Origin of the sequence: Pseudomonas fluorescens (assembly GCF_040448305.1) — a bacterium.
In the GTDB taxonomy this organism is placed as follows: domain Bacteria; phylum Pseudomonadota; class Gammaproteobacteria; order Pseudomonadales; family Pseudomonadaceae; genus Aquipseudomonas; species Aquipseudomonas fluorescens_BH.
This window is the reverse complement of the sequence record NZ_CP148752.1, coordinates 1150507-1173909: the sequence shown is the minus strand read 5'-3', so window position 1 is coordinate 1173909 and position 23403 is coordinate 1150507. Positions and strand designations below refer to the sequence as shown.

15 protein-coding genes are annotated in these 23403 nt (G+C 59.0%); 5 read left to right on the top strand and 10 right to left on the bottom strand.

Going from position 1 to position 23403, the window contains the following annotated elements; all coding sequences use genetic code 11:
- Position 1: 1 nt before the first annotated feature.
- The 3 genes from WHX55_RS05230 to WHX55_RS05220 are packed head-to-tail and all read right to left on the bottom strand — an operon-like array spanning position 2 to position 2824.
- Positions 2 to 1510 (bottom strand): glucosyltransferase domain-containing protein, encoded by a 1509-nt coding sequence (locus tag WHX55_RS05230; protein WP_353742182.1) that lies wholly within the window; start codon positions 1508 to 1510, stop codon positions 2 to 4.
- Position 1511: 1 nt separating this feature from the next.
- Positions 1512 to 2453 (bottom strand): glycosyltransferase family 2 protein, encoded by a 942-nt coding sequence (locus WHX55_RS05225; protein ID WP_150728081.1) that lies wholly within the window; start codon positions 2451 to 2453, stop codon positions 1512 to 1514.
- Positions 2450 to 2824, bottom strand: a complete 375-nt coding sequence (locus WHX55_RS05220) for a GtrA family protein (RefSeq protein ID WP_150757260.1) — start codon at positions 2822 to 2824, stop codon at positions 2450 to 2452. Before WHX55_RS05220 ends, WHX55_RS05225 begins: the two co-directional genes overlap by 4 nt.
- A gap of 244 nt (positions 2825 to 3068) precedes the next feature.
- Between WHX55_RS05220 and WHX55_RS05215 the strand changes: the two genes are divergently transcribed.
- Entirely contained in the window at positions 3069 to 4229 is a 1161-nt protein-coding gene (locus WHX55_RS05215; protein ID WP_353742181.1) for an OpgC domain-containing protein, read from the top strand.
- 89 nt (positions 4230 to 4318) lie between these two features.
- On the opposite strand, the gene WHX55_RS05210 is transcribed toward WHX55_RS05215, so the two are convergent.
- Positions 4319 to 5740, bottom strand: a complete 1422-nt coding sequence (locus WHX55_RS05210; RefSeq protein WP_353742180.1) for an amino acid permease — start codon at positions 5738 to 5740, stop codon at positions 4319 to 4321.
- A gap of 656 nt (positions 5741 to 6396) precedes the next feature.
- Here WHX55_RS05210 and WHX55_RS05205 point away from each other — a divergent pair.
- Positions 6397 to 9519: a transglycosylase domain-containing protein gene (locus WHX55_RS05205; RefSeq protein ID WP_353742179.1), complete on the top strand. Its 3123-nt coding sequence runs from the start codon at positions 6397 to 6399 to the stop codon at positions 9517 to 9519.
- Positions 9520 to 9690: 171 nt separating this feature from the next.
- Complete coding sequence (locus WHX55_RS05200) at positions 9691 to 14340, top strand: DUF6543 domain-containing protein (protein ID WP_353742178.1); 4650 nt, start codon at positions 9691 to 9693, stop codon at positions 14338 to 14340.
- 79 nt (positions 14341 to 14419) lie between these two features.
- On the opposite strand, the gene WHX55_RS05195 is transcribed toward WHX55_RS05200, so the two are convergent.
- From WHX55_RS05195 to WHX55_RS05170, 6 genes are all read right to left on the bottom strand, one after another.
- Positions 14420 to 15682 (bottom strand): hypothetical protein, encoded by a 1263-nt coding sequence (locus WHX55_RS05195; RefSeq protein WP_353742177.1) that lies wholly within the window; start codon positions 15680 to 15682, stop codon positions 14420 to 14422.
- Between the two features lie 25 nt (positions 15683 to 15707).
- Positions 15708 to 16202, bottom strand: coding sequence for a CS1 type fimbrial major subunit (locus tag WHX55_RS05190; RefSeq protein ID WP_150728074.1), 495 nt, complete (start codon positions 16200 to 16202; stop codon positions 15708 to 15710).
- Positions 16203 to 16264: 62 nt separating this feature from the next.
- Positions 16265 to 16996 carry a molecular chaperone gene (locus WHX55_RS05185; protein ID WP_224789733.1) on the bottom strand — a complete coding sequence of 244 codons (732 nt, stop codon included), beginning with the start codon at positions 16994 to 16996 and terminating at the stop codon, positions 16265 to 16267.
- 70 nt (positions 16997 to 17066) lie between these two features.
- Entirely contained in the window at positions 17067 to 18365 is a 1299-nt protein-coding gene (locus WHX55_RS05180) for a hypothetical protein (RefSeq protein ID WP_353742176.1), read from the bottom strand.
- Between the two features lie 2 nt (positions 18366 to 18367).
- Positions 18368 to 20890 (bottom strand): CS1-pili formation C-terminal domain-containing protein, encoded by a 2523-nt coding sequence (locus tag WHX55_RS05175; protein ID WP_353742175.1) that lies wholly within the window; start codon positions 20888 to 20890, stop codon positions 18368 to 18370.
- A 111-nt stretch (positions 20891 to 21001) separates the two neighbouring features.
- Positions 21002 to 21481, bottom strand: a complete 480-nt coding sequence (locus WHX55_RS05170; RefSeq protein WP_150728071.1) for a CS1 type fimbrial major subunit — start codon at positions 21479 to 21481, stop codon at positions 21002 to 21004.
- 503 nt (positions 21482 to 21984) lie between these two features.
- Here WHX55_RS05170 and WHX55_RS05165 point away from each other — a divergent pair.
- On the top strand, positions 21985 to 22560 hold the full coding sequence (locus WHX55_RS05165) for a PadR family transcriptional regulator (protein WP_353742174.1): 576 nt from the start codon (positions 21985 to 21987) through the stop codon (positions 22558 to 22560).
- The gene (locus WHX55_RS05160; RefSeq protein ID WP_353742173.1) at positions 22557 to 23339 is read left to right on the top strand and encodes a siderophore-interacting protein; all 783 of its coding nucleotides are present in this window, start codon (positions 22557 to 22559) and stop codon (positions 23337 to 23339) included. Before WHX55_RS05165 ends, WHX55_RS05160 begins: the two co-directional genes overlap by 4 nt.
- Positions 23340 to 23403 lie beyond the last annotated feature (64 nt).

Here is a 23403-nt window from a genome sequence, read left to right as displayed (position 1 = left end):
GTCACCAACGCAGTGTTTTGCTCGGGGTCGGTTCCTTCATCACGATAAAACCGTAATCACCGATCAGGTAAATCCGGTAGAACTGTCTGTCCACCAGCGCCGGATAACCCTGAAAACCGACCCGTGTCGCGTTGCGCCGTTCCCGCTCCGCCACCACGTTGGTGATCCCGGCTTTCGGCAGATTCTCGGCCAGCATGTAAAAGTCGGTATTGAGCAGGTAGTGCAGCACCGGCAACTGCTTGAATGAGCCTGCCGCCGCCACTAACCAATAGTCGGAATAACTCACCGAGATGTAGATCCTCTTGGCCTCGCGCAGCGACTGATGGCTGGCGATGTCGTACGCAAGACCGGCCAGCGCCGTGGACGCAAAGGTTTTCTGCACCGTCAGCACCCGGCCATGGGCGAACGACAGCGACAACATGGCCAGCAGAGGAATCATCAACAGCAGTGGCAGGCGCTCATGAATCGACGCCAGCGCCAGATGCCCCAGGTAGAACAGCAATACCAGCAGCACGGCGAAGCCCATCAAGGTGCGGGCGCCTTCGTTGAAGTCGCGGAAAATCAGCGCGACACCGGACACCAGCAGCGTCACCAAGGGCAATGTCAGCAAGCACATCAGGCCGATCAACAGCTTCTTCGGCCCGCCTTCCTGACGCGCCGCTACGTTCAATCCCAACCGCACCGCCCCGGCTATCGCAAGCAACAGCAACCCGCCGAACACCCAGAGCCATCCGCCATGGAACAACAGCACGACTTTTTCCAGGACCCGGGCAATGTTGATCTGGATCTGCAATGAGGGATGCGCCGTCCAATCGAGCAGCAATGTGCGATTCGAGTCCATGAACAGATAAGCACTAACGCTGTAGATCAACCCGCCGAGGATGACCTGGGCGGCTTTCCAGCCCAGCAGGTCACGCCATGGAACCGGGGCCGTTTTATCGTTGGCAGCCCTGAGCAACTCCAGGCAACACAGGCCCAGGAACACATTCAGGCTGACCTGATACAACCCCAGCGCCAGTGCAATCAGGAACGCCGGCACCAGCCATTGCACGCTGCGCCACGGGTGACGAAAGGTGATGGCGTAGATCACCGCCACCAGGCTCAGGGCCGTGGTGGGACCGTCGTATTGATAGGACAGGTTCTGCAGGAAGAACGGGCTGTACCAGAGCGGCAACAGCACCAGGCAACAAGCGACGCTTGGCTTGTGAAAGTAATGGAACGTCAGGCTGGTCAGCGCCGACGCCATGGCCAGCGTGGCGATCAACAAGGGCAAGGGAAAGATGTTTGGCGCGGCATGGCTGAAGGTCAGCGCGTTGTAGAACAGCTGGGTGAAGAGTCGGCCCTGCTCGGCCCAGGCCATGCCCGCCGACAGCGAACGCCAGTTGTCATCGATGTAGGGATAATCCGCGAGGATCAACGGCAGGACATACACCAGGGTGGCGAACAGAAAAAACCGCCAGACCTGATGCCGACTGAGCTCGCGAACGAAGAAGTCGCTGAACCGGCCCATGCTAACGCCTGCCCCGGTCTTTACCGCCGACGATGTCTTTGATCACATAGCGCGGCCGGTGCTTGGCCTCGATGTAGATGCGACCGATGTACTCGCCGAGGATGCCGATGCCGATCAGTTGCACGCCGCCGAGAAACAGGATGGCGGTCATCAGCGACGGATAACCGGGGACGCTGTTGCCGAAGAAAACCTTGTCCAGCACCATGTACACCGCATAGAGCACCGCGAAAATCGAAATGCCGCCACCGACGTAAGTCCACAAGCGCAGCGGCACGGTACTGAACGAGGTCACGCCTTCCAGTGCCAGGTTCCACAGCTTCCAGACATTGAACTTGCTGCTCCCCACCACCCTTCCTGGCCGCTCGAACTCCACCACCACGGTGTTGAACCCGGCCCACGACAACACACCTTTCATGAACAACTGGTGCTCGGGCAGGGACCGGATCACGTCGACCACCTTACGATCCATCAGCCGAAAGTCCCCGACGTTTTCCTCGATGCGGGTGTAGGCGATGCGATTGAGCACATGGTAGAAAATCGACGCGCTGTGGCGCCTGAGGTAGCCGTCGGCGGCCCGGTTGCGACGTTTGGCGAGGACCACGTCGGCACCCTTTTGCCACTGCTCGATCAACAACGGAATGACGTTGATCGGGTCCTGCAGGTCGACATCCATGGGAATCACGGCATCGCCGCTGGCGTGCTCCAGGCCGGCAAACAGTGCCGGTTCCTTGCCGAAGTTGCGCGAGAAATTGATCAGCATGACCTGATCGTCCGCCTGCGCCAGTGCCGCAGCCTGTTCGGCCGTGCGGTCGGAGCTGCCATCGTTGATGAACACGATCTCGACTTCGGTGCCGCCCAGCTTCAACTCCCGTCGCACCGCCTGATAAAACAGGTTGATTGACTGCTCTTCGTTGAACACCGGGACAATGAGCGAGATTTTCATCGATCACGCTCGCGAAACACCACGTATTTGGAATACAGGAAACCGAACACCAGGCTCAACGCCGAAAACAGGGCCACGGTGAACAAACCGTGCAATCGCCAGGCGTCGCCCAGATGGCCGACACCCAGGCTCAATGCCCCCATGCCAAAAAGAAACAGTAGATAACCTGCGACCGTGGCACTGGCGGCGAAGGTAAATTGCGCGTTCATATAGAAGGAAAACGACGCAGCCACGCAGAAGGCCGCCAGGTTGCTGATCGCCTGGCTGAGGCCGGCCGCCACGCTCAGCAGGAAAAAGATCTGCCAGTGAATCAGGGTGTTGGCGACCCCGATCACCGTGTAACTGGACAGCCCTTTCCACAACAGTCTCATGGGAGGCTCCCGTTTCAAGAACGTTGCACTCATTAAATTTTGAGCCTGTCTACTGTCAGAAATCGCAGGTTGACGGACCTTTCTGACCAGCGGTTGAGCCTTGGGGTAACGCCCGAGACATCCGGTAATATCCCGACTTTGCAATTGCCCACGAATCAGTCCACCCTGCGCGCCGCCAATTGGGCGCGTGGCCTTTGCGCCCGCGGCCAATCCCATTTTCACCCGCTGTTACGAGTTTGCTGTCATGACGTTAGCACGCGATCACCGGATCGACTTTTTTCGTGGTCTGGCACTGATCTTCATCTTTTGGGATCACGTGCCCCACAACCCCTTGGGGCAAATCACCCTGCGTAACTTCGGTTTCAGCGATGCGGCCGAGGTTTTCGTGTTTCTGGCCGGTTACGCGGCCGTACTGGCGTACGGCAAAGTCCTGGCGCGCGAAGGTTTTCTGATCGCCTGCGTGAAAATCCTGCGCCGGGCGTGGGTGCTCTACGTGGTGCATATCTTTCTGCTGGCGATGCTGATGGGCATTGTGTTTTTCGCCAACAGCCACGTGGAAACACGGGATCTGGTGGAAGAAATGGGCATGCATCACTTCATCAGCAACCCGCAGCAGGCCTTGATCGATGAACTGCTGTTGCGCTTCAAGCCGAACCTGATGGACCCGTTGCCGCTGTACATCGTGCTGTTGGCGGGCTTGCCCCTGGTGCTGCCGATTCTGGTGCGCAAGGCCTGGGTGGTGGTCGCGATGTCATTGACGCTGTACCTGATGGTGCCGCTGGCTGGCTGGAACCTGGCGGCCATCAAGGACGGCGTGTGGTATTTCAACCCGGTCGCCTGGCAGTTGCTGTTCGTGCTCGGCGGTGCCGCTGCGATTCACAGCCAGCGCCCGCGCTTGCCCGAGACGCGCCCATTGGTTCGCCAGCCGTTGTTTGTCGGTGCGGCGTTGTATGTCGTGGTCGCCGGTGTGTTGACCGTGCTGTGGCGTTGGCCGGACATACACGATGCCGTGGTGCCGGCGAACCTGCAAAACGTCCTGTACCCCATCAGCAAGACCGACCTGTCCCCCGTGCGCCTGCTGCATTTCCTCGCACTGGCCTACGTCACGGCGAAATTGATTCCCGACAGCGGATGGACGCAAAACTGGCTCGCGCAGCAAAGTTGCCGCATGGGCCGTTTCTCGCTGGAAATTTTCTGTCTGGGCGTGCTGCTGGCGCCATTGGCGGACATGGTCAATGCGTTGACCGACGACGCTGTTGCCATGCAGGTCTTCACGGCGCTGGTGGGTGCCGGGTTGATGGCGCTGCTGGCGGCGTGGCTTGAGTTCAACAAGCGGTTGAACCAGACAATCAAAAGATCCCAGCCTGCGGCAGCTCCTACAGAATCAGACCGCATTCCCCTGTAGGAGCTGCCGCAGGCTGCGATCTTTTGCTCTTCAAAACCAAAAAGCCCCGATCCTTTCGACCGGGGCTTTTGTCTTTCAGGCGTTACAACTTACGAAACCGAACGCACCGCACCCTGCGAAACATTGGTCGGTTGCAGCTTGAACATGTAGAACAGCACCGTCAGCAGCACCAGGAACGCAGGGCCCACATACAGCGCCACGCGGGTGTCCGGGAAGTACGCCATCAGGCCGACCACCAGCACCAGGAACGCCAGCGCCAGGTAGGAGCTGACCGGGTACAGCCACATGCGGTATTTCAGGCCGGCCGCTTCGCTGGCGCTCAGGCCTTTGCGGAATTTCAATTGGGCCAGCAGGATCATCGCCCAGGTCCAGATCGCGCCGAAGGTGGCAATCGCCGTTACCCAGACAAACACCTTTTCCGGCACCAGATAGTTGAGCAATACGCCCAACAGCAACGCACCAATCGACAGCAGCAATGCACGACGCGGTACGCCGTTGTTCGAGGTCTTGGCAAAGCCGGCCGGGGCCTGGCCGTTCTGCGCCAGGCTGTAGAGCATGCGCCCGGTACTGAAGATGCCGCCGTTGCAGGACGACAACGCCGCGGTGATCACCACGAAGTTGATGATGCCCGCCGCGGTCTTGATGCCCAGCCGCTCGAAAGTCATCACGAACGGACTGCCCTGGGTGCCGATTTCGTTCCACGGGTAGATCGACAGGATCACGAACAACGCGCCGACGTAGAACAGCAGAATCCGCCAGAACACCGAGCCGATGGCATTGGGGATGGTCTTTTGCGGGTTCTTCGCTTCACCGGCGGTCAGACCGATCATCTCCACGCCGAGGTAGGCGAACATCACCATTTGCAGCGACATCAGCACGCCAGTTATGCCGTTGGGCATGAAGCCACCGTGGGTCCACAGGTTGGAAATCCCCAGGGCCACGCCGTCGTTGCCGAAACCGAAGGCGATGATGCCGATGCCGCCGAACACCATCGCAATGATGGTGACGATCTTGATCAGGGCAAACCAGAACTCGAATTCACCGAAGGCCTTGACCGCGATCAGGTTGATCGAGCCCATGCTGATCAACGCAGCGAGCGCCCAGATCCAGCGCGGTACATCGGGGAACCAGATGCCCATGTAGACCGCCACGGCAGTGATTTCCGCGACGCAGGTCACCAGCCACAGGAACCAGTAGTTCCAGCCGGTCAGGAAGCCCGCCAGCGGGCCGAGGTAGTCTTGGGCGTAACGGCTGAACGAGCCAGCGACCGGATTGTGCACGGCCATCTCGCCGAGGGCGCGCATGATCACCAGGATTGCCAGACCGCCGATGATGTAAGACAGCATGATGGCCGGACCGGCCATTTCGATGGCCTTGGCCGAGCCCAGGAACAGGCCGACGCCGATACAGGCACCGAGTGCCATCAGGCGAATATGCCGCTCGCCGAGTTCACGTTTAAGCGGACCGCCCTGAGCGGTCTCGCCGTTGGGCTGGTGATTGCCTACGGGCATAAGGGGCACCTCATCTTGTTGTTGGATATGACCACCGAGCATTGAAGCCACCGACCGATAGGCCAATGGCTTCGTGTAACCGGGCCTGCTTTGTAAGCAGAACCGTCCTGTAGGACAAAACCTGCAAGATCAGCGGGTCGTGCAGTATAAAAAGCTGGTGACAGAGATATTCACTCTATAAATCACAAAATTCAGCCATAAATCCCGGCAAAAACCCGACTTGCGGAGGGGCATCACCTAGATCATGTAGGAATTTTCGCTATTTAAAGGGCGCGGAGTATTGCACAGCATTGGTGCATCGTCATGCCCCTACGAAAGCCGTACTCAGTTTCGAAATGGCTCTATTGCGGCCATTACAGGCAACTGCCGCGTTCCCCCCGTGCCAATTGGAGCGAGGGGGATGTTGGATTGCCGAAGTGCCCGTTTGACTGCGAAACTGCCCCCTTGATCAGATCCCCCCCGTTGCGTCAGACCCACTGCAAATACCGGACTCTCGATCACAGGAGGCAAGCCCTCCTCATCACAAGTGCTTCAATCAGCCTGATTATCGGTGCGTCCGTGCATCATTTTGCCTTTCACATTTTTTTTCACCCTCGCCAACCACCGTCTAAGCTTCAGTGAAGTCCGATCAATCTGCGTGAATGGATCAGTCGACTATGGGCGCTTTGTGGCAAACCGATTCGAGTAAAACCGTGGTTCCGAATGAATGTGAGGATGAAGCGCCTATTCCTGAAAAACCCCGTCGCTCCAGGCACGGATGGGGAGCGTTCTGGCTATTGCTGTTGATAATCGCGGTTGTCGTGGGGCTTGCCGCCGCGAGGGAGATGCGTACCTCGAAGTTCCAGGCCCAGGAAGTCAGCAAATACGCCGCGTCCCTGAACTATGAGCTCAAACCCGGCCCCAGCGATGCGATTCGCTATCCGGGGGAAGGTCCGTTCGATCGGCGCCTGGGCTACAGCTCGCTGGACGAGTTCCTGCCGCGCCTGATCAAGCGCGATTTCGTCGTCGAGGCGCAAACCCGCTTTTCCCCGGCGCTGTTGAAGTACAGCGACAAGGGCCTGTTCGTGCCTTATGCCGAGAAAATCCAGGCCGGACTGTCAATCACCGATTGCCGTGCAGCGCCGCTGTACCAGTACAACTATCCACAGCAGCTCTATTCAACCTTTGCCTCGATCCCTCCGGTGGTGGTCAACAGCCTGCTGTTCATTGAGAACCGCTTCCTGCTCGACCCCAAGCAACCGCTGGCCAACCCGGCGGTGGACTGGCCGCGATTCGGCATGGCGGCGTGGTCCCAGTTGGCCAAGATGTTGCACGTGCCTGGCCAATCCGCCGGTGGCAGTACCCTGGCCACGCAACTGGAGAAGTACCGACATTCCCCCGATGGCTTGACGATCAACAGCGCGGAAAAAATTCGCCAGATGATTTCCGCTACCGTACGCGCCTATCAGGCCGGTCCCCAAACCCTCGAAACCCGGCAGAACGTGGTTCGCGATTACCTCAACAGCGTGCCGCTGTCGGCCGTACCGGGCCATGGTGAAGTGCATGGCATGGCTGAAGGGTTGCGCGTGTGGTACGGCTCCGACTTCAATCAGGCCAACGAAGCTCTTGCCAGCACCGCGACGGATCCAAAAACCATCGCGGAAAAAGGCCTGGCCCTGCGTGAGATGCTGTCGTTGATGATTGCCCAGCGCCGCCCGTCGCATTACCTGACCAAGGGTCATGATGAACTGGCCGACCTCACCGACAGCCATATTCGCTTGCTGGCACAAAACAATGTAATCGATGCTCAGCTCGCCGCAGCAGCTCTGGCCAGCAAAGTGACCTACCGCGACTGGGCCACCCAGCCGACCATTCAACCGATCGAAACCAACAAGGGCATCAGCGTGGCACGCAGCCGTCTGGCCGGCATGCTCAACCGTCCGCTGTATGACCTCGACCGCCTTGACCTCTCCGCCACCAGCACCCTGCAAGGCAAGTTGCAAAGCGAGGCCACCGAGTACCTGAAAAAACTCGCCGACCCTGAGTTTGCCACGCAAATCGGCCTGATCGGCGAACGCCTCCTGACCACCACCAGCACCACCCAGGTACGCTACAGCTTCACCTTGTTCGAACTGACCCCGGACGGCTCGCGGGTTCGGGTACAGACCGACAGCACCGACCAGCCATTCGACATCAACGAAGGCAGCAAACTGGAACTGGGCTCCACCGCGAAAATGCGCGTGCTGACCACCTACCTGCAAATCATCGCCGAGCTGCACGACAAATACGCCGGCATGGCCGTCCCGGAACTGAAGAAAGTCGACGTACCGGACCAGGACCGCCTGAGCCGCTGGGCGGTCGATTACCTGATCGAGAACAAGGACCGCGACCTGAAAAAAATGCTCGGCGCAGCCCTGGACCGCAAATACTCCGCCAGCCCCGGCGAGGCGTTTTTCACCGGTGGCGGCCTGCACGTGTTCAACAACTTCCGCAAGGAAGACAACGGCCGGATACCGCCCCTGCGCGACGCCCTGCGCGAGTCGATCAACCTGCCGTTCATTCGCCTGATGCGTGACCTGGTGCGCTACACCACCTACTCCGGCCCGAACAGCAGTGCCGAACTGCTCAAGGACGACCGCGACCCGCGGCGCCAGGAATACCTGGCCGAATTCGCCGACCGCGAGGGCACTTCGTTCCTGCTCAAGTTCTGGAAGAAGTACAAGAACAAGGACACCCAGGACCGGCTCGAAACCTTCCTCGACAGCATGCGGCCAACCCCGATCCGCATGGCCGCTGTGCACCGCTACCTGCTGCCACAGGCCAGTCAGGAAAGCTTCAACGCCTTCGTGCGCTCGCACCTCACCGGCGCCAAGCTCACGGAAAAACTCACTGACGAGCGTCTCGTGCGGCTCTACGAGGCCTACGGTCCCGGCTCCTACGACCTGCCGGACCAGGGCTTCATCGCCAAGGTTCACCCGCTGGACCTATGGCTGATTGGCTACCTGCTCAATCACCCCGACGCCAAGTGGGGCGACATCGTCAAAGCCAGCCAGTTCGAGCGCCAGGAGGTCTATAGCTGGCTGTTCAAAAGCCGGCACAAGGGCGCCCGCGACAGTCGCATCCGCACCATGCTGGAGATCGAAGCGTTCCTCGACATCCACCAGCGCTGGCAGAAAGTCGGCTATCCGTTCGACCACCTGGTGCCGTCGCTGGCCACCGCCATCGGCAGCTCTGGCGACCGTCCGGCGGCCCTGGCCGAGCTGATCGGCACCATCCTCAACGATGGCGTGCGCATGCCGACCCTGCGCATCGACAGCCTGCATTTCGCCGCGAACACCCCCTTTGAAACCCAACTGATCAATGACCCCGACGTCGGCAAACGGGTGATGCCATCCGAGGTGGCGACCGCCATGCGCGAAGCCCTTTCACAGGTGGTGGATGCCGGTACGGCCAAACGCGTGGCCGGCAGTTTCAAACTGCCGGATGGCAGCCCGCTGGCCATGGGCGGCAAGACCGGTACCGGTGACAACCGCATCGAGGCCGTCGGTTCCGGCGGACGGATCCTGAGTTCGAAATCGCTCAACCGCACGGCCACCTTCGTGTTCTACATCGGCGATACCCACTTCGGCACCCTGACCGCGTTCGTGCCGGGCCGCTCGGCGGAAAGCTTCACCTTCACCTCGGCGTTGCCGGTGCAGGTACTCAAGGGCATGGCACCGATTCTGACGCCGTACCTGCAACCGGGCACCCACACGATGTGCCAACCAACCGCGGCCACCGAGGCAACCGTCCGCCGCTAGGCATGGATCGACAGATACGCCTGCGTGGCGGTAACTATGTATTTTTAACTCCTGGATTTTGCGGGGATCAAGGCGCAACAGACGTCTTTATCAACCTGTTTTTGCGCTTTTTTTGGGGCTGCCGCCTACCTAGACTGTTCGATCCATCCATGATCAACGGACGATCAGGCCATGCACCACCCACATCGAATTTCAGACTCGCTCGCCAACGACCTGGCGGATCAAAGCATTCATTTCGACCTGGTCAGGAAGACCATCCCTTCCTGGCTCTCAGAAGCTTCACTGTCTCGTATCACTGCGCTGAAGACTGACCGCGTGAGCATTCCCGACTGGCAGGCGAACGCTGCACAAGCGCTACAGGAACGCTTGAAACATGGCATCAAGCTTGGCTGGTATGCGCAAAACGGTGTCGACCGGGCCCTGAGCGAACTGCAGGATGTTTACGCCTTCGCCAAACCCTTGTTGCAACAGGCACTGAAGGACCGTTTCGGCGTTGAAGAGGACGTCGAAGAGATCTGGTTGCGGCTGTATGCACCGGCAAAAACGTCATGGTGGGTGCATAACTTTTCCGGCGGGACCACCAGTCGTACCGTCTCACTGCTGGATGCCGCCCTGCACAACTTTTCCCGTGACGAGGCGTTCACCCAGGACTCGGAGTTCATCACCCGCCCCGACGGACGTGGGCATTTCGGCGTCGTGCAGCTCAAGCACAAACTGAGCATCGAGCAGTTCAAATCGTTGTGCCGTGAACTGGATATTGGTGCGCAATATCAAAACCACCTGAGCGAATTCCTGCTGCCGCACAACCGCGTGGCCAGCAACGTCCTGCGCCACAAAGTCACTCTCAGCCACAAGACTGCGCTCAACATCGCGGCGCATATGGCACTGATGAAAAACGACATCGAGCAGGACGCCTTCGACGTGGTGCAGGGTCTGCTCGATGACCGCAAAGACCTGCGCTGGGGCGGCCGCTCCGTCGACTGCTACAACTTGTCGATGATGGACATTCGCCTGACCGGCATCGTCCTGATCACCCCTGAAGCAAACACTGCGGCCAGCCCGGTTCCCGTGATCGCGTATGTTCCCCATGACCCGCAGCACCCGCTCAAGCAGTACCCGTCGTCGCTAGAATTCATGGCCGAACTGACGCGCCAGTTGCGCGATGCCAGTGCCCCCAAGAGCTACCAACAATTCTTCAGCCAGTTCGTGCCCCATCAGCAGCGCGGACATTTCTTTGCCGGGCTGAACGACCGACTGAGCAAGGTCAAATGGCAACCGGCTACGCCCGGTTCCAACCTGCCGAGCTGGCGGGAAACGCCTGTGGATAACCCCAACCTGCAATTTGGCCTGTCGAGCGTCAGGATCGATCGGGAAACCGTTTTCAAAGGCGATCTATGGGGTTACTTCCACCGGCAAAAAATCAACAAGGTGCTCAACGACGCACAGGACATCGCGATTTCCACCGAGTACGCCGACCGCATGGCCCGCTGGGCCTGGTGGGATAACCTGGAAAAAATGCTCTCGGACATACTCAGCGCCGCACTGCTGGTGGTCACGCCGCTGGTGCCCGGCATGGGCGAGTTGATGCTGGCGTACACCGCGTATCAACTGACCAATGAAGTGGTCGAGGGCATTGTCGACCTGGCCGAAGGTCGCCTGGCAGAGGCCGGTGAGCAAACCATCGGTGTGCTGGAAAGCATCGTCCAGTTGGGCGCATTTGCGGCGGGTGGCGCAATCGGTAATGTGGCGCGAGCGAAACTCTCGCCGTTTTTCGAAAGCCTGAAACCGGTGCAGTTGGCAAACGGTGAGACACGCCTGTGGAACCCTGATCTCAGCCCTTATCAACGAGCCGACGTGGTTTTGCCGGCGGATGCACAGCCTGATGGACAGGGTATTCACCTGCATCACGGCCGGCGAATTTTGCGCCTGAACAATCAACACTTCGAGGTGCTGGACGACCCGGTTACCGGGCAACAGCGCATCCGCCATCCGCAGCGGTTCGATGCCTATGCACCGACTCTGCGACACAACGGTCAGGGTGCCTGGGTCTGCGAAACGGAGAATCCGCGGAGCTGGGAAGGTACGACACTGATGCGCCGCCTGGGCCACACCACCGATGCTTTCAGCGACACGCAACTGGAGCAGATCCGTCAGATCAGCGGTACTGAAGAGGCCGCGCTGCGCAGGATGCACATCGAGCACGCCCCTCCACCGCCCTTGCTGACCGACACCTTGCAACGTCTGGGGGCACCGGTGAATCCGCCTGCCGCGTTGTCCTCCGAAATGGCCGCACTTTTCAGCGATTTTCCCGAACTGCCTGAAACCGTCGCGGAAAAAATCTTCGCCGGCGCCACCCAGTCGGAACGCCAGCAGATGACCCGGCACAAGCGCCTGCCCTTGCGTCTGAGAAGCCAGGCCCGGGAGCTTCAGTTCGAGACCCAGGCGGTCCGCGCCGCCCACGGCCTGTACGACGACGCGTTGGTCAGCGGCGATACCGAACGCCTGGTGCTGGGCACCTTGCGGATGCAAACCGATACCTTCGGCAACCTGCGAATCGAAATCCGCCAGGGCGCCCTCGATGGCGAACTGCGATGCAGCGCCGGGCCGGAAGATGCAGCCCAGGTGCGATTGATGATTCGCGACGAATCCGGAAAGTATGAAGTGCGTGACGCCGAAGATCAGCAGATCCATGCGGCCGATGATTTTCTTCCAGCCTTGCTCCAGGCCATGGGCAGGGATGGGATCAGAGCGGTGGGATATCAACCGGGCGATACCGAGTTCTTCAAGCAGTGGATCATCGCCAAGACCGAGACACCGAGCGAGCGCCGATCGGTTCTGGCCACGCCACCGATTCGTACTGTGGCCGAGCACGAGACCGTGCTGTTGGTACGTGGTGCCGGTACCAGCAGGTCCGGTCAAACGCTGCACGAACGGATTCACGACCTGCATCCACACTTCAGCGACAACGAGGTCGACATCTTTGCCCAGGCCCTGATCGAAAAGGGCGAACCGATGAAGCTTTTGGAGGAACAGGAAAAGGATCTCGACGAACTACGCAAAACTGTCGAACTCTGGGAGCACCAATCCGCCGGGCTGGATGCCGATAATCCGATGCCGCTACGCGGCACGCGCCTGCACATTGCCGAGAGCCTGCTCAAGTGTTTCGAGCGAAAAAACAGTGAACTCGGCAACCGTGCCAATCCGGATGGCTATGCGCTGGATCTATCGCGGGAGCTTTCGCCCGTGGACCTGGAAGCTTCATGGCCGAAACGACCGGAGCTGAAAAAATATCTGGATAAAGTCACGGTACTGAAACTCGACAACACGCGTTTTATGGCAACGCCGGATGGCTTGCTGCAAGACTTCCTCAATCTGCGCCAACTCAGCGCCAGACGTTGCGAGCTCAAGACGCTGCCCGACAGGATCGGGGCCATGCACCGGCTGGAACGCCTGCAGTTGAGCGACAATGCCATGGTGCTTGATGCCGGCGCAGTACTGCGTCTCAAACCATTGACCTACCTGGAAATACTCAAGCTCGACAACAACCCCTTGGCAATGGCGCCGGATATCGGTCGCATGCCAAGGCTCAAACTTGTGGCCTTGAAAAACACCGGCCTGACCACCTGGCCCACAGGCACCCTGGCCAAAACCCGACCAAGGGGGTTTCTCCTGGACCTGCGGGACAATCCCCTCAGCGTCATTCCCGAGGTGGTGCCCGGCAGGCCGGAAGCCTGGGTCATTGCGCGCACCCGACTCAACGTCGGTGATCTGTCGGAGATGAACCAACTGCAATACCAGGAGACTCGTCGCTCAGTGGGATTGCCGCCCGAACCTCTGGTGATTTCTCACCCGACAGTATTCGACGGCACTGCGGATGATTGGGCCGACGTGCCCGGGTTGGGGATAGAAAGGATCGGCACTTTAAGAGAACTGACCGAGGAACCTAGGTCCCTTGAGTTCATCGAAGTGGTGCTCAAACAGGGAAGATCGGCGGATTTTGCCGCTGCTGGCCCAACTCGCCGGCAATTGGAGCAGCGCATCGCGCGCATGATCGATGCCGTGTACATCGACACTCAGCTGCGCGAGCAGCTCTACACCATGGCCATCGCCCCTGTCGATTGCGCCGATGCCGGTGCGCAGTTATTCAACAACATGGGCATTCGCGTGCTCGCCTCCGAGGCCTATTCGTACTCCACCGACCCGGCGCAGCTTGAGCAAAAACTGGTGACCCTGGCCAAAGGCGCCGCGCGCCTGGAACTGGTCAACGAGGTGGCCCGGGCCGATGTCGCCAGTCGTGGCGGCAACCCGGACGAAGTCGAAGTCTATCTGGCCTACCAGACCGGCCTCGCCTCGCGGTTGAACCTGCCATGGCAATCCAAAGGCATGCTGTATCGGCCGGTGTCCGGCGTCACTGACGAGATGATTGATCAGGCCTACGACACCGTTCTGGCCCTCGGCGAAGGCGACGGTCTGGTCAACGCCATGCTCGAACAGGAGTTCTGGGAGAGCTATCTGCGGGACACTTGGCCGATACAGATCGAATCCAACAAACAACTGTACCTGAAGAAGTACGAAGCGCTCGAAACGCTGCGCGCCACGCAGCTTGAATGGCTCGAGTCGACCTCGGACATCCAGCGCGCCGAACTGCGCAGGCGGCTCCGGACACTCATGAATGATCTGCCGGCGCCCGATACTGTGGTGTTTGCTGATGAACCCATCAGCGAAGCGCAATTCGACAGGATGCTCACCGACCTCGGTGACAGCGAAAAAGAGCTGGCCAGACGCTTGACCCGAGAGGCCCTGCGTAAAGCCGGACAATGACCATCCCAGCCTGACCCACAGGCGGCCTGACGGCTGGCAACAGCGTCAGGCCGCCTGCTTGCCATTGATACTCAGCCCGTCAGACTTCCGAATCCCAGATCACCGTGACACGACCGGTGTACGGGCTCGCGATGTTGGGCTGTTGCAGCATCCACTCCACCTCATACTCCGGCACCTCGAAGTGCAGAACGCCGGGTGCCCTGTCCACATAGAAACCGGGTTGGAATATTTGCGCGCCTTCGGGTCCCCACTTGAGTCGCTGATGCTTGACCGGTTGACCGGACAAATCCGTCAAGCCATTGGGCAGGCTCACGCTGACCCGCAGTTCGACCGGTCGCCTGCCGATTGCATCCTTGATCACGCAATCATAAGTACTCCATCGCTCACACTCGAAATACATTTTGAAACGCGACGACGCTGAAATATGGAAAGTCTGGTCACGGAACAATCGCACCGGTTTGCGTCCCGCGTGCAACCAGCTTTGCCAGCCGCCCGCCGGGACCAGTTGGAGTTTTTCGCCACCGGGAGGAATGTCGACCTTGAGGGTGTGTTGCACATCGAGGTTGAAGTCCAGGGTCAATGCCGAATCGGTCGGCAACAGGACATCGCCGAAATCGAAATCGCCATTGGGTCCGACGCTATAGGTGAGCGAACCGGTATATTGCCCTGAAGCCATGCCCAAGGGATTGGGAGTCTCCAGTTCGTAGCCGAAATCCAGGTAATCGAAACGCAACCAGGGGACGTTGAATTTTGCCTGTTTTGCACAGGCGCCCACCGTGGGCGTTCTCCAGAAAAAATCATAGTAATAAGTGCCGTAAAATCCATAACCGCTGTTTTGGCACGGTGACGGCGCGTACACCCAACTCGAGCCCCACAATCGATTGTGCGCAATCTGGTAGTCATCGGCGCCCCCCACCAGCTCCTTCACATCATCCGTCACGGCCCGCGAGCCAATGCCGGCGATACGCACCCTGACCTTCTGAGGGTCACCGGTGGTTTCGTGATGCACCGTCAGTTCGCGCCATTGCGCCGGGACTTTCAACATTGCCCCTTGCCTGGGGGAAGAATGGTTGGCCGGGATCGGCACACGGGAATTGAATTGAATCGGCACCTGCAGGCTGAAAAACTGATTCGCCTCACATTGCTGCGGGTATTTCGCGCAATAGCCGCTGGGCGGCGTGGTATTGGTGAACTTGTTGAGGTGCGGACGCGCCGAGTCCGGCTTGAATAACGCGGTGATCGTAGCCACCTGAGCCTCGACCGGGCTTGCTGCTGCACAAGCAAGCAAAGCGCCCGCCAACCAACAAAAAGGGCGTGAAACGAAAGAACGCGAGACGTTCATATGAACTCCATCAGTCTGTTTCACGTCAAGGCGCGGCAGCGGTGAATATCAACTGGACATTGCCGTAGTAATGGCCCGGCTTGTAACCGCCAGCGGGCACTTTCGGCTGGATCTCCAGCGGGAAGCGTCCACCCGCCATGGCCTGCGCCACAGGCACCACTTCTTGCGGTCGTGGGTCATGACTCAATTCCTTGCCGTTGAAGCTGACGCGCAAATAGATGTTCTGGTCGTCGCGCCCGTTGGACAAGTAAGGCTCGGCCTCCAGCCGCGCCTCGATCGCACTGGTGTCGTGCTTGACGTCGAAATTCTTGCGCAGCCCCTCCAGCGTTTTTGTGTGAATGTTCCATGGCAATATCTGTTCGCGATGTATCCAGTTCGTCTCGGCAGGTATCACGTAAAACCCCAGGGTCGGGATATCCACCGACACCTCGAATGTGCGTTCTTCCCGCGCGGCAAACGCAAGGGAACTCACCAGTGCCATAACACCTGCGCATATGGCGACGGCCAATTGCTTGATCATGTCTGCTACCTGCTACGTCAAAAAATGCCGCGAGCGCGCCAGGGCGACTCGCCTCTGCGGTGTTATTGGCTGGCAATGCGCAGCGTTTTCTTCGACGCGCCCTCGACCAGATTGAAGCGATACTCGCGTCCGGGTTTCTTTTCGAACTCGAAGGTTTTGCCCGCCAGAATGTGATGCTTGGTGACCGGCTCGCACTCGCTTTCATTCTTCAGCGAACAGTTTCGGAACTCATCGATCAGCACCACGGTGTTGCCATTGTTGCGCAGTAGGTAAACACCGGCGCCGTCGTCGATTACAGTGTCGAAGCGACTGTTTTTCGGCCGCACGAAAAACACCGTGCCAAACCCGGTCATCACGTTGACGCCCGCCGACAGGTTCTCTTTGTAGGCGTCCCGTTCTTCAGCCGACACGGCGAACTCATCTTCCTTTTCCGGCACCACCGGCACGAAACGCACGCGAAAATACCGCTCGGTGTCCCGCGAGCCCATGACCAGCAGGCGCGTACCCTGCATGCCCTTGGCCGGCACGATCAGGCGCGCAGGGCTGGCCATCAAGCCATCCCGGCCACTGCCGTCCGCCTGGGTCTTGACCGGAATTTCACGATGGCTGCCATCGGCGTCGTAAACGATTTCCAGGATGTTGACCTTGACGAACGCCGTGCTGTCGCCACTGTTGAACACGCGCTTGAGGTAGGTGCTCTTGTCGCTGTCCAGATAGTCGTAAACCGTTCCAACATTGATCTGCGGGCCGGCATTGGCCATGCAGGAAAAAACCACGCAACACATCCACATCATCAAATACTTCATTGCTTCTGACCTCGACCGTTCAAGACAACGCTGCTTGGGGACATTTCATTCGTGCGCACTAAACCTCCGAATCCCAGATCACAACGACAGTGCCGGAGTAATGTTTGGGCGTGGTTGGCGCGAGTACGATTTCAATCGCATCCTTGTGCAGCTCAAAGTGCAGCGTCCCGTTTTGTCGATCGACGTACTGACTGGGCTGGAACACGACGCCATATTCCTCTCCGACCTTCAAGGCTTGCTGCCTGACGGGATTGCCACTGCTGTCCATCAACCCCGCGGGCAAACTGACACTCACCACGATGGGAACGAAGATGTTGTTGCCGTCATTTATGTAGCAACTGGTTCCTGGGCCGAACTGACAATCCAGGAACATCTTGAAACGCGACGATGCCGAGATGTGGAAGGTCTGGTCACGGAATATCCGCACAGGCTTGCGCCCCGAGTGCAACCAGTTTTGCCAGCCGCCTTGCGCAATCATCTGGATTTTTTCGCCACCGGGGGGAATGTCGACTTTGAGGGTGTGCTGAACATCAAGGGTAAAGTTGATGGTCAGGCTGTCATCGCTGGGCAGCATGATGTCGCCCATATCAAAATCGCGCCCAGGCCCGACGCCGTAGGTGTAGCCGCCAACATACCGCCCGGTGGACATTTCCAGGGGGTTCGGCGTGCGAAGCTCATAACCGATCTGCAACATGTCATAACGCAGGCTTTCAATTCGGTAAGCCGCCGTCGGTGCGCAGAGGCTGCCCAGCGGTGTCAGCCAGAAGAATGATCGCCAGTCAGGTTCGACATACATGCCGCCGGTAAAAGCGCAGGGTCCAGGAGGAAAGGTCCAGTTGTAGCCTCCCCACAGCATCTGGTGTGCGTTCGAATTATTCACCGGCGCGCCTTCACCAATAATGTTTTGGACCCTGTCCGGCAGGTAATACCTCGCGCCAATCGATGCGATGCGCACCTGCAACGTCGACTGTTCGCCGGTCTCTTGATGAGTAACCAGCAAAGGTCTCCAGTCCGTTGGTGGCCGGAACATCGCTCCCTTGCGCATATCACTGTGACTGGCTTCGATCGGTGCAATGGAGCTGAAGTCGATTGGCACCAAAATACTGAAAATCGACAACCCCTCACAAAACGTCGGGTAGGAGGCGCAGTGCCCGGTAAAGGGCGTTGTATTGGTGAATTCGTTACGCATGGGATTGCTCGGATCAGGCTTGAACATTGCCGTTACCTCGATGGACGCAGCCCCTGCCGACATTGAAAACACCAGAGATTGCAGTATCGCGGCGAAACCCAACGACACCCGCTGAACAACGTTGCAAGTCTTCATATTCAATTGCCTCGCGAAAAATGAATCCTTCATGGTCAACTGGCCTTCTCGTCAGGCTGACCAACACCGGCCAACGTATCCGGCGAACAACGCAGATCACCGATCATCAGCACGTTGTTTTCACTGCGGTGCTGATCGACGTCGAGTCGGAACTGGCACAGCAACTGGTCGGCATAACGCACTTCCAGGGTGGGTGAGCCGGCATTCATTTCCATCGAGAAGAAGCCATCGACTTCGCTGACCCCGCGGCTGGCGTGATTGATCACGTGGTGCCCCTTGAGCGGCCGCCCTTGCGGATCGACCAGCCGACCGAGCACGGTCAGGGTTTTCATCACCCGCACCTTGCGGTACTCCACGCCGCCCTTGTTCAGGTGATAGCGGGTACGTGCCGGCTCGATGCTCGCCGCCGGCACATGGTTGCCTTCAAAGTCGAAGCTCACCGAGCTGTTTTTGTAAGCCGTGAGCGGGATGAAATTGCGCCCCGGACGCAAGGCTGCGCTGCCGCCACTGAGGTCGTCGGCGCGCAAGGCGATGCCATCGATGTCGGACTCGACGTCGACGATCATCCCCGCCCCGCGTCCCTGATGCTGGCTGGTCAAGGCCATGCGCCGGGCACCAACCACCAGCGTGCTGTCCAGGTTCAGGCCGCCGGTGAAGTTGTCGTTGAACGACGAGCGCTGGATAAAGCCATCGCCGTTGATCGCGTCGGTACGAAAGTTCGCCAGGCTCGAAAGACCGACACCATAGGTATCGCTGAGCGCCGTCACCGAGACGCTTTGCAGCACGTGCTCTTGCAGGTCCTTGCGGTAACCGAGCGAGCCATTGTTGTCACGGCTGCCATCGCGGGCCGTGCGGCTGCCGATGCTGCCGGAAATCTGCTGCCCCGGACCGCCCAACGCCATGTTGATGCTCAGGTCGACGCCACGATTGCGCGCATCACCGCTGCTGAAACTGCCCGGACGATCAAACAGCGACAACCGCCAGTTGGCGTCGCTGCCGAACAACACGGTGCGTTGTGTCCAGCCCAGATCGGCGCCCACGCCTTCGACGTTGCCCTCGCTGTGAGACACCCGCGCGTTGAACGAACTTTTACGGCTGATCCGGTGATTGAGCGCCAGCGATGAATTGCTGGTCTCCCCGGTGAACACGTTGCGCTGACGCACGCGAGTGCCGTCGGGCAAGGTGTCGTAGGTGTTGGTGGTGTCGAGCCAACTGCGGTTGTGGCTGATCACCAGACTGCCGGCGCCATAGTTGTACAGGCCTTGCAAGTCGGCGCCGGTGCCGTGGTCTTCGGTCTGGTACAGGTTGGCGTAGAGACTGACGCTGTTGCCCAGGGTCCAGTCGATGGAACTGCCGTATTGCAGCGTTTCCCGCACCTGCCGGGCCGACAGCCCGAGAATCACCCGTGGATGCAGCAAGTAGTTGATCGCCGCGCCGACGGTGGCATCACCACTGGCCTGTTGATCCCAGTTGCTGAGCAATTTGCTTTCCTGCCCGGCAAATAGGTTGTAGCGCCAGCGCTCATCAAAGTTGCGCCAGTTACTTGGTTTGTAAATCAGCTCCTGAGTGGTCGAGGTGATTTGACCATCCTCGATCAGTCGCACTTCCACTTCATAGATACCGCCCGGCAACGGACGGGTGTCGAGGGTTTGCAAACCGGCCGGGACTGACTGGGTGTTGATCAGCAGGCCGTCACGATAGATTTCCACGGAGCCTTGCCGGTTGGCCGTGACATAAACCGGGTACACGCTGGGTTTCGGGCTGTCGATCGCCAGGCTGTCGGAACTGCCATACATCACTCCCACGGCGGTATCGGGGCTGGAGCCGAACGAACGGGGCTGACGCGTCAGGCCTTCGGAGTTGGGGGTGAAGTAACCCAGGCGAAAAAAACGCCCTTCCAGTTCGCGCTGGCTATAGAGCTCATGCACCGCGTGATAGGTCTTGTCGTCCGGACCGCCCAGACGAGACAGTTGCATGTTGAATGTCTGGGTCCAGTTGCCCAGGCTGCCGCTGGCCTCCAGGCCGAAACGGCCGCCCAGGTCCTGGTCCTGGCCACCATTGAGATTGAGCTGGTTACGCACCATCAGGCCGCTACTGCCGCCTTCCGGTTGCTCGTAATATCGCTTGGCTTCGCTGTCGCGCTCGGCATTTTCGGTGACGATCGACAGCAATGAATTTTCCAGGTTGTAGTGCACCGCCAGCATCTGTTCCGGGCATTGTCCGCTGCAGGCGCCCAGCGTCACGCCAGGTTTGAGGATATCGGCCCAGGTCTCGCGCTCACTTGCACTGAAGCGGCTTTCGCTGGTGTCGGTGAAGTCGAGCAACGTCACCCGGTCATCGCGGGACAACACGATCATCGACTCGCCGAGGGGTTGTTGATCGAGCTCGACCCGAACCGCCAACGGTACATCGAAGAAATGCTCCTCGAACTCGGCCGGCAGGCCCTTGGCCTGTGCCAGCAAACTTCGCGGCGTGTTATCAATGGAGGTGGGCGCCGCAAATGCGCTGCTACATAACAGCAGCGCAAGCGCCGCCGCGATGGGCGTCATCGGGAACATGAACAAATACTCTGATTACAAAGAAGTCAAAACACGGCCGACAAACCGGAAAGTTTGCCGACCGGGTACGTTACTTGGAACAAGTAAGCGTTTTAACGTCGAATGCCTTAATTAAACAGAAGGTTCAACGACCAGCATGACTACACCGGTGTAGTCGCCGGCATCCGGTTTGCCGCTATTAACTGCACTGATTTTGAACGGTGCACGATAACGAGTATTGGATTCAGTATCTCCAACGACCTCCTGCGAAGTGGTGGTCAGCGTCTTGCCATTGAGTTCGACTTTCAAATCGATGGTTTGGCTACCGGCAATCAGCTTTGGAACGCCTTCGAGCCGCGCGTTGACCTTGCCGGCGGTATGCAGGACGTCAAAATGCCCGTCGACGGTTTTCATGGCGTCGATACCTGGGTTGTAACTCATGTCCTGGTCCTTGTTGACCAGGTCGGAATCAACCGGTACCGCGTAGAAGTCGTCGGAAGGAACATGGGCGATCAGGCTGATGGAGTGCTTGGCTTCAGTGGCGGCAAACGCCATCGAAGAGGTCAGTGTCAGAACGGCCAGGGGAGCAGCAAACGCAATTTTCTTGAACATCTTTCAGTACCTGTCATTAAAAAGGATAAGCGCTGAAAGTTCATGATGAACAGAACCGTCACGAGCAGCCATTTGCCCAGCTGAACTTTCAACGCCGAGAGATGATCGAGAAATTTATCTTGAAAGTAAGCAGGCAAGTTCCTGAAAGTGCGTAGCCAAAGTGCTATGACCGTAGAAAGAAAAAACCGGAAATAACTATAAATTCAATGTTTGGCTGTAAGAGACAGACTACAAACAGCGTTCTAACCGCCATGACCTGCGAGATATTAACAAAGTAGCTTCTGTAAGACTAATACCACACTCCCCGTAAACAATGGACCAAAACAACAGATTAGAGAGTTAACACTAATTTTGGCATTTGCACCTGCTCTGCTGACCCTTATTTTTTGTGATTTGAAGATGATTTCCAGTCCGCTGCCGGGAGTGGCCGCTGGTCGGGAGGTCTTGTCTTCCCGTAAAGATATATCTTAAGTTGTATCTAAACACGACGAGAGAACGCAAATATGAGAGACCATCATTCCCCCCACCGTGAGCATGGCGATGGCCGTGACAGCTTCGAGAAACGCCCCGCCCGCGAACGCGGCGGCCGCGGGCCCCGGGTGTTTGCCCCCGGCGATCTGAAGTTGTTGCTGCCGGCATTGATTGCCGAACAGCCGTGCCATGGCTACGACCTGATCCGCCAGATCGAAGGCATGTTCGAGGGTGCCTACTGCCCCAGCCCCGGCGTGATCTACCCGACCCTGACGTTCCTGGAAGAAAGCGAACTGATCCTGGGCGACGCCGAAGGTGGAAAAAAACGCTACACCATCACCGATGCCGGACGTCTATTCCTGCAAGAGCAAGCTGTTGCACTGGATGGCGTGCGCATGCGCATCGACGTCAGCAAGCGTTCGCTGCGCGGCCATGATCGCCCGGCGGAAATCCATGAGGCTGTGCATAACCTGCGCCACGCCCTGCAAATGCACCATGGGCGCTGGAGCCCGGACGAAATCCTGCGGGTACGTGACCTGCTCAACAACACCGCCAAAGCCATCGTCGACGGCCCCGCCGTTCAACCCGTTCAGGAGAACGCCGAATGACTGAAGTGATCAGCACCATTCACCGTGTCATGCACGAAATCAAACGCCGTCGCCTGGAAGTGTTGCGCGTGGTCAACCTGACCCCGCGCATGCGCCGGATTACCTTGGGCGGGCCTGAACTGGCAGGTTTCGTCAGCCTGGGCACGGACGATCACGTCAAACTGTTGTTCCCGCAGAACGCCGAGCAAGCGGCGGCGCTGGAAACCCTGGTGCTGGGCGCCGGCAAGGACAACGGTCCGCTGCCTGAAATGCGCGACTACACCCCGCGCCGCTACGACCTCGATACCCTGGAGCTGGACATCGATTTTGTATTGCACGGCGACGGCCCGGCCTCGACTTGGGCGGAGCAGGCCCAACCCGGGCAGTTCCTGCACATCGGCGGGCCACGGGGCTCGATGATCGTGCCCGACATTTTCGACAGCTATTTGCTGATCGGCGACGAAACCGCCCTGCCCGCCATCGCCCGGCGCCTCGAAGGCCTGGCGGCCAACCGCCGTGCGCTGGTGATCGTCGAAGTGGAAAACGGCAAGGAGCAGCAGGTGCTGCACAGTGCGGCCGAGGTCAATGTGATCTGGGTGTTGCGCGAAGGTGGCAAGGACAATCTGCTGACCACCGTGCGCCAGATCCAGGTGCCAGCCGGCAGCCTGTACGCGTGGGTGGCGACCGAGAGCAAAGTGTCGCGGCAGATTCGTCGGGTGTTGCTCGATGAGCATGGGCTGGATGAGCAGTTCGTCAAGGCGGTTGGGTACTGGAAATTGGGGGACAGCGGCGAGGAGTGACCTGCTCGCGGGCCTCTTCGCGAGCAGGCTCGCTCCCACAAAGGGCGGATGTACGCAGTCCAAT

What these genes read in the sequence shown, in the direction of transcription:
- WHX55_RS05220 (WP_150757260.1), bottom strand. Translation starts at nt 2,824, where the DNA reads ATGAGACTGTTGTGGAAAGGGCTGTCCAGTTACACGGTGATCGGGGTC.
- WHX55_RS05215 (WP_353742181.1), top strand. Translation starts at nt 3,069, where the DNA reads ATGACGTTAGCACGCGATCACCGGATCGACTTTTTTCGTGGTCTGGCA.
- WHX55_RS05160 (WP_353742173.1), top strand. Translation starts at nt 22,557, where the DNA reads ATGACTGAAGTGATCAGCACCATTCACCGTGTCATGCACGAAATCAAA.
- WHX55_RS05165 (WP_353742174.1), top strand. Translation starts at nt 21,985, where the DNA reads ATGAGAGACCATCATTCCCCCCACCGTGAGCATGGCGATGGCCGTGAC.
- WHX55_RS05205 (WP_353742179.1), top strand. Translation starts at nt 6,397, where the DNA reads ATGGGCGCTTTGTGGCAAACCGATTCGAGTAAAACCGTGGTTCCGAAT.
- WHX55_RS05195 (WP_353742177.1), bottom strand. Translation starts at nt 15,682, where the DNA reads ATGAACGTCTCGCGTTCTTTCGTTTCACGCCCTTTTTGTTGGTTGGCG.
- WHX55_RS05180 (WP_353742176.1), bottom strand. Translation starts at nt 18,365, where the DNA reads ATGAAGGATTCATTTTTCGCGAGGCAATTGAATATGAAGACTTGCAAC.
- WHX55_RS05200 (WP_353742178.1), top strand. Translation starts at nt 9,691, where the DNA reads ATGCACCACCCACATCGAATTTCAGACTCGCTCGCCAACGACCTGGCG.
- WHX55_RS05210 (WP_353742180.1), bottom strand. Translation starts at nt 5,740, where the DNA reads ATGCCCGTAGGCAATCACCAGCCCAACGGCGAGACCGCTCAGGGCGGT.
- WHX55_RS05190 (WP_150728074.1), bottom strand. Translation starts at nt 16,202, where the DNA reads ATGATCAAGCAATTGGCCGTCGCCATATGCGCAGGTGTTATGGCACTG.
- WHX55_RS05225 (WP_150728081.1), bottom strand. Translation starts at nt 2,453, where the DNA reads ATGAAAATCTCGCTCATTGTCCCGGTGTTCAACGAAGAGCAGTCAATC.
- WHX55_RS05185 (WP_224789733.1), bottom strand. Translation starts at nt 16,996, where the DNA reads ATGATGTGGATGTGTTGCGTGGTTTTTTCCTGCATGGCCAATGCCGGC.
- WHX55_RS05170 (WP_150728071.1), bottom strand. Translation starts at nt 21,481, where the DNA reads ATGTTCAAGAAAATTGCGTTTGCTGCTCCCCTGGCCGTTCTGACACTG.
- WHX55_RS05230 (WP_353742182.1), bottom strand. Translation starts at nt 1,510, where the DNA reads ATGGGCCGGTTCAGCGACTTCTTCGTTCGCGAGCTCAGTCGGCATCAG.
- WHX55_RS05175 (WP_353742175.1), bottom strand. Translation starts at nt 20,890, where the DNA reads ATGTTCCCGATGACGCCCATCGCGGCGGCGCTTGCGCTGCTGTTATGT.